Origin of the sequence: Aequorivita soesokkakensis (assembly GCF_001641085.1) — a bacterium.
Lineage (GTDB): Bacteria > Bacteroidota > Bacteroidia > Flavobacteriales > Flavobacteriaceae > Aequorivita > Aequorivita soesokkakensis.
The window spans coordinates 552362-558791 of record NZ_LXIE01000001.1 but is presented as its reverse complement, the minus strand read 5'-3'; the positions used below and the strand labels follow the sequence as shown (position 1 = coordinate 558791).

Annotated in this window: 6 protein-coding genes; all 6 read left to right on the top strand. The window is 35.9% G+C overall.

The genetic code is table 11. The annotated features are described in order from the left end of the window. Positions 1–12: 12 nt before the first annotated feature. Entirely contained in the window at positions 13–138 is a 126-nt protein-coding gene (locus A7A78_RS15360) for a T9SS type A sorting domain-containing protein (RefSeq protein ID WP_423190696.1), read from the top strand. Positions 139–617: 479 nt separating this feature from the next. After that, entirely contained in the window at positions 618–2129 is a 1512-nt protein-coding gene (locus A7A78_RS02660; protein ID WP_242649242.1) for a T9SS type A sorting domain-containing protein, read from the top strand. Positions 2130–2199: 70 nt separating this feature from the next. Beyond that, entirely contained in the window at positions 2200–3201 is a 1002-nt protein-coding gene (locus A7A78_RS02655; RefSeq protein ID WP_068760868.1) for a glycosyltransferase family 2 protein, read from the top strand. A gap of 146 nt (positions 3202–3347) precedes the next feature. Beyond that, positions 3348–4178: a CdaR family protein gene (locus tag A7A78_RS02650; protein WP_165593538.1), complete on the top strand. Its 831-nt coding sequence runs from the start codon at positions 3348–3350 to the stop codon at positions 4176–4178. 32 nt (positions 4179–4210) lie between these two features. Further along, complete coding sequence (coaE, locus tag A7A78_RS02645; RefSeq protein ID WP_068760866.1) at positions 4211–4786, top strand: dephospho-CoA kinase; 576 nt, start codon at positions 4211–4213, stop codon at positions 4784–4786. 84 nt (positions 4787–4870) lie between these two features. Continuing rightward, entirely contained in the window at positions 4871–6430 is a 1560-nt protein-coding gene (locus tag A7A78_RS02640; RefSeq protein WP_068760865.1) for a sensor histidine kinase, read from the top strand.

Here is a 6430-nt window from a genome sequence, read left to right as displayed (position 1 = left end):
TTGGGGCAACGGGTGATGGAGAGCCGTGTTGATGCCACCAGCTCACAGCTGGACGTTTCGGCACTTAGCCCGGGCACCTACCTGATGAAGGTGAGCGTCAACGGCCAGATAGGCACTTACAAGGTGCTCAAGGACTAGTCTTTTAGACAGCCTTAATCTATAGTATTAAACCACCCGCCAAAAGCGGGTGGTTTTTTTATAAAAAAGTAATCAAGCAGGAAAAAAATTAGTAACAAAACTTTTGTTGTTCCGATTTTTTATAATAGTTTTATGGCAGTTTAACTAAAACTTATAATCAAATGAGAAAAATTACATTACTATTTGGATGCTTAATTGGCCTTTCTGGGGCAGTTATAGCACAAGATCTTCAACAGTCATCTGATGTAGATGGACTATTGAACAGATTGTCACAGTTAGGAAATAACATCGGCAATGTATCAGATTACTTTACATTAGAAGAGCAAGCAACTTTAAGAAATCACTTTGCTCACAGCAGACCTGCAAATACTTATAACGGTGTATTGTTAGATAATGCTGCAGCTCATTCATTTGTGAGTGTTGATGGACCTGGTGTTCGTGTAGCCAATGGGCCAGCTGGTACTGCTACTCAAGCATTATTGGGACAACGTGCACCTGTTACTATTACTCAAAACAACTCGCAAACAATTGTTGATGAGTTGGGTCTTACCTGTCAATCTGGTGGTATTACCACAGATAATCAATTTGCAGGTGTTTTTAACTTAAGTGCAGATTTTGGAATTAATAACGATTGGGAAATTCAGAGTGTTGAATTTGGTGTTGATGAAGTTTTATTCGCTCCTGGTGACGCTTATCCTGTTACTGTTAATGCATATACTACAACATCCGATCCAAACGGAACTTTAACGTTGTTAGGTTCTGCAAGCACAACTATTGGTTCTGCCGATGCTTTAAGCGTGGTTGCTGTACCTATGCCAGCTGGTGTTGTTGTTCCAGCAGGTGGTGTTTTGGTTATTGAATTGCAAGTATTTAATGATGGTGTTACTGGTTTTAGATTAGGCGCGACTGATGTTGCTTCTAACGATGATTCTTGGATTCTTGCTGCCGATTGTTCATTGACTACTTTTGGAACATATGCTTCTTTAGGCTTTGCTGATAGATGGCATGTGATGAATGTTGTTGGTGAAGATGCAGGAGGATCAACTGGTCCAGCTGTAGTATTCGGTATCGACAACACAACTACTTCTTTGGTAAGTTTTGATCCTGCTGACCCAACAGTGTTGACTAACTTAGGAATTTCTCCAGCAGTTGGTTTTGAAAATGCAGGAGCTATTGACCCTAATAACAACGGTACTGCTTATGTACTAGACAATGGTGGTGCTTTCTACAGTGTGGATCTTGCTTCAGGTGTTTATACAAGCCTTGGAAATATTGCTGCTCCAAACGGCGAAACTTGGGCCGGTGCTGAATTTGATCCAACAAGCGGAACTATGTACGCTATATCTACCAATATCACTACCTCTACTTTGTCTACAATTGATACTGGAGCAGCTACAGCTACAACAGTAGGTATGACAAGTATGGCTGGTGCTATATCTTTGATGATAGATGGTGCTGGAAATGCTTATAGCCATGATATTGTTGACGATACTTTCTATTCAGTAGACTTGACTTCTGGAGCAACTACTCCTATCGGTTCATTAGGATTTGACGCCAACTTTGGACAAGGTGGAACTTACAATCCTGGAGACGGTTTTGTATATCTTTCTGCTTTTGACAACGGTTCTTTCCAATCACAGTGGAGACAAGTTGACGTAGCTACAGGTACTTCTACCGTAATCGGTCTTTTCAACGGTGGTGCTGACCAAGTAGCTTGGACTTCAGTTCAAGGTGGAACTTCTGGTGTTTCTGAAAATGCTTTAGAAGGATTCGCTTACTATCCAAACCCAACTTCTGATGTTCTTTCATTGAAGTCAGTTAACAGCATTGATTCAGTAGCTATCTTTAACCTATTGGGTCAAAGAGTATTGGATACCAAAATTGGTGCTACTACTTCAGATATCAGCCTTTCAGGCTTGACAGCTGGTACCTACATTATGAAGGTTACTGTTGCTGGTCAGACTGGAACTTATAAGGTGTTGAAAAACTAAATTTTCGTAATTGATATGAAAAGCCATCCGCGAAAGTGGATGGCTTTTTTTATTTGATTAACTTTGCGCAATGAAGCGAAATTATTCCTTTATAATTCCAGTATTCAACCGGCCTCAGGAAGTAAAGGAACTCTTGGATAGTTTTGTGGGTTTAGATTTTCATGAGGATTTTGAAATAGTTTTGGTGGAAGATGGCTCTACCGAAACGTCTGAAAATATAGTTGGAGCATTTTCCGAAAAGCTTTCTATTTCATATTATTTTAAACAAAATTCTGGTCCTGGTGATTCTCGAAACTTTGGTATGAAAAAAGCAAAGGGTGATTATTTTATAATTCTTGATTCCGATTGTTTATTGCCTTCTCATTATTTAACTACCGTAGATTCTTTTCTGAATCACCATTTCTATCATTGTTTTGGAGGGGCAGATGCGGCGCATAGCAGTTTCACTTCTTTGCAAAAAGCAATCAACTATGTTATGACCTCTTTTTACACAACAGGTGGAATAAGAGGCAGCGAAGTAAGTGTAAACCGTTTTGAGCCCAGAAGTTTTAACATGGGGATTTCAAAGGAAGCATTTGAAATGACTGGTGGCTTTGCAAAAATCCACCCGGGGGAAGACCCAGATCTTTCACAACGAATTTTAAAAGCTGGCTATAAAACTACATTTTTGCCCAAGGCATTTGTTTACCATAAAAGGCGTATTTCTTGGAAAAAGTTTGCGGTGCAGGTTAAAAAATTTGGGCTCGTCCGGCCTATTTTGAACCAATGGCATCCAGAATCTGCAAAAATCACATTTTGGTTTCCAACAGTTTTTGTTTTTTTTGTAGTGTTTTCCGTGGTGTTTTCCATTTTTATATCACCTTTTATTATCACACCTCTTCTTTTATATTTAATGTTGATATTTGTTGATTCTACAGTAAAAAATAAAAACATAACCATAGGTTTTCTATCCATAGCTGCTGTTTTTGTTCAGTTTTTTGGATATGGAATAGCTTTTTTGAAATCAAGTTTTTTAATAAATCTTCTAAAGAAAGATCCTAAGAAACAGTTTCCCTCCTTATTTTTTGAGTAATTTTAATCACTTTCAAAAATACAATTATGCCGAAGGGATTTTTTAAAAACAATAAAAACTTAAAAGTCAAGCGTTTTTTGTTCTTTTTGCTTCTAGCTACTATTTTTTGGGTACTAACTAAATTTAGTAGGGAATTTACCGCAACAATGCAAGCAAAAATTAATTACACCAACATTCCCGAAACTGCTGCATTAGCTGAAAAAAATATAGATAACATTACGTTTGACTTAACAGCAAACGGATTTGAGATATTATTCTATAAGTTTAAAAAACCAACCATTGATGTGCAGGTTGGCAAATATTACACAAAAGAAAAAGGCGGATTTACAATTTCAAAAAGTGATTTAATACGAATGGTAGCCTCCAACTTCAATAGAAATTTAGCGGTCAAAAATCTTTCTGTTGAACAGTTGAATGTTCGTTTAGATCCAATTGTTTTAAAGAAAGTAAAAGTAATTGCTATGACGGACATTTCTTTTAAAAACGGTTTTAAGGCAGTGGACAGTATAAAAGTCTCTCCAGATTCTATAACTATATCGGGCCCTTCCGGGAGCTTGAAGAATATTAATACTATTTCCACAGATTTAATTTCACTGAAAGATGTGGAAAAAAACATTTCAGAGACAATTAAAATTTCAAAACCTAACAATGCAATTGTTTCAATTAAACCCAGTAAAGTTGATGTGAAATTAGTTGTAGCTGAATTTTCACAAGGACAATTTACGCTTCCGGTAGAAGTAATTAATTTACCCCCAGATTTGGAGATTAAATTGGTGCCACAAACAGTCACGGTTTCTTTTGATGTTTCAGTAAATGAGTTTGCAAAAATTTCAAAGGATAATTTTAGAATTGTTTGTGATTATTCCAAAAGAAATATTGATGAAAATTTTATGCTTCCCTTTCTCGAAAAAAAACCTAATGACATTATTAATGTAGTGTTTGAGCCGAAAAAGATTGATTTCTTCAAATTTAAGTAAATTCATATTTTTTCAGATTAAAGTTGTATTGAATGAAAATAGTTGGGCTAACAGGCGGAATAGGTAGCGGAAAAACAACAGTAGCAAAGTTTTTTTCCGAATTGGGAGTGCCTGTCTATATCGCCGATGTGGAAGCAAAAAAATTAACCAATTCCTCATTGGTTATTCGTCGCAAACTTATCTCTCTTTTAGGTGAAAAAACATATGACGATGGCGTTTTGAACCGAAAATATGTTGCTGATAAAATTTTTAATGACAAAGAACTTCTAAATTCAGTTAATGCCATTATACATCCAAAAGTTGCTGCTCACTTTAAAAAATGGGCTTTTCGGCAAACTTCACCCTATGTTATAAAAGAAGCCGCTATACTTTTTGAAAACGGCAGTTATATGGATTGTGATCTTGTTATTCTTGTAAAAGCTCCAAAATCATTACGAATTAAGCGCTTAAAGAATCGTGACAATGCTTCCGAAGAAGAAATTGAACAGCGCATGAACAATCAATGGAGCGACTCCAAAAAAGAAAAGCTTGCAGATATAATCATTGAAAATATTGATTTAAAAACTACCCAGCAAAAAGTGGAATCCATCCACAGCTCTCTAAAATAAAGGCTGCTTATAACAATTCTTTTCTTTTGTTAACATTTGGTTAAATGGACAAGTAGCTAAATGTTAAAATCTTACTTTTGGTATATGAACAAAAAGCTTTTCGTGTTGCTTATAGCGCTCATGAGCCTCTCTTTATTGGGGATAGTATTTGTTCAGGGATATTGGATTTCAAACGCATATCAAACAAAAACAGAGCAGTTTACTATAAATGTAAAACAAGTTCTTTTGTCTGTAGCTGAAGAAATTCAGTTGCAGGAAAATGAAGCTTATTATCAGGTTTATAGCGCTTATGTTGATAGTATACAAGTTCCTGACAATGCAGTTTTCACAGAATTGGCTTATAGAATTCAAAACAAGGCAACGAAGGAAACATATATTTTTACTGATGGAATTTTAGAACAGGATTACAAATTATCCTCTGGGCTTTTGGATACAGATATGGACAGTATTCAATTTACGAAGCTTACAAACAGAAAAACAAAAACCAAAATTTCAGAAGGAGTAGACGGGCAGACCAAAACTGAAACACGTATGTTATCTTTTTCTAGAATGAAAGATTACGAACGCAAACAGTTTGAGGATTTTGTTGGGAATGTAACTGCGTTAACCCCCATATACAAAAGGGTTGAAGCTAACCAGGTAGCAGATTTAATTGATAAAGAGCTAAAGGAAAGAGGCTTAAATTCAAAGTTTGAATTTGCTATTTACAGCAATAACCTTGAAACCAAAGTACGATCCAAGAATTTTAAATATGATGAGGAAAGCACTTATTTGGTCCCACTTTTTAATAGTGATAATAATACCAATTATGAGCTCTATGTAAATTTTCCCGGAAAGGGAAAACTTTTGCTAAACAGTATATTGGGGATGGCAATCCTCTCATTGGTGTTTACGGCGGTTATAATTTTAGCATATTCTAGCGCTATCTCACAAATATATAAACAAAGACAAATCTCACAGATTAAAAGTGATTTTATAAATAATATGACCCACGAGTTTAAAACTCCTATAGCAACAATAAATCTTGCGCTTGATTCATTAAAGAATCCAAAAGTGAAAGATAACAGGGAGTTTCTGGATCGTTATTTGGGAATGATTAGAGAGGAGAATAAACGCATGCATGCTCAGGTGGAAAATGTTTTGCGTATTTCAAAACTTGAAAAAAATGAACTTGATCTTCCGAAGGATCGCTTTAATTTGAAAGACATTGTGGAAGATGCTATCTCGCACGTAAGCCTTATCGTGGAAGATAGGGGAGGTTATATCCATACCCACTACGGCGCGTTAAAATCAACCGTTTTGGCCAATGAATCACACTTAAGCAATGTAATTGTGAATATACTGGACAATGCCATAAAGTATTCTGAAAATGAACCAAAGATTGATATCTATTCAGAAAATGTAAAAAATAGCATTATCCTAAAAATAAGGGATCAAGGTATGGGAATGTCCAAACCTGTTCAGAAAAAAATATTTGAAAAATTTTATAGAGAACACACTGGCGACATACACAACGTAAAAGGGCACGGACTTGGACTTGCTTACGTAAAGCGCATTTTGGACGATCACGATGCAGAAATCTACGTAGAAAGCGAAAAAGGAAAAGGCAGCACCTTTATTATAAAACTACACTTAATATCTTAA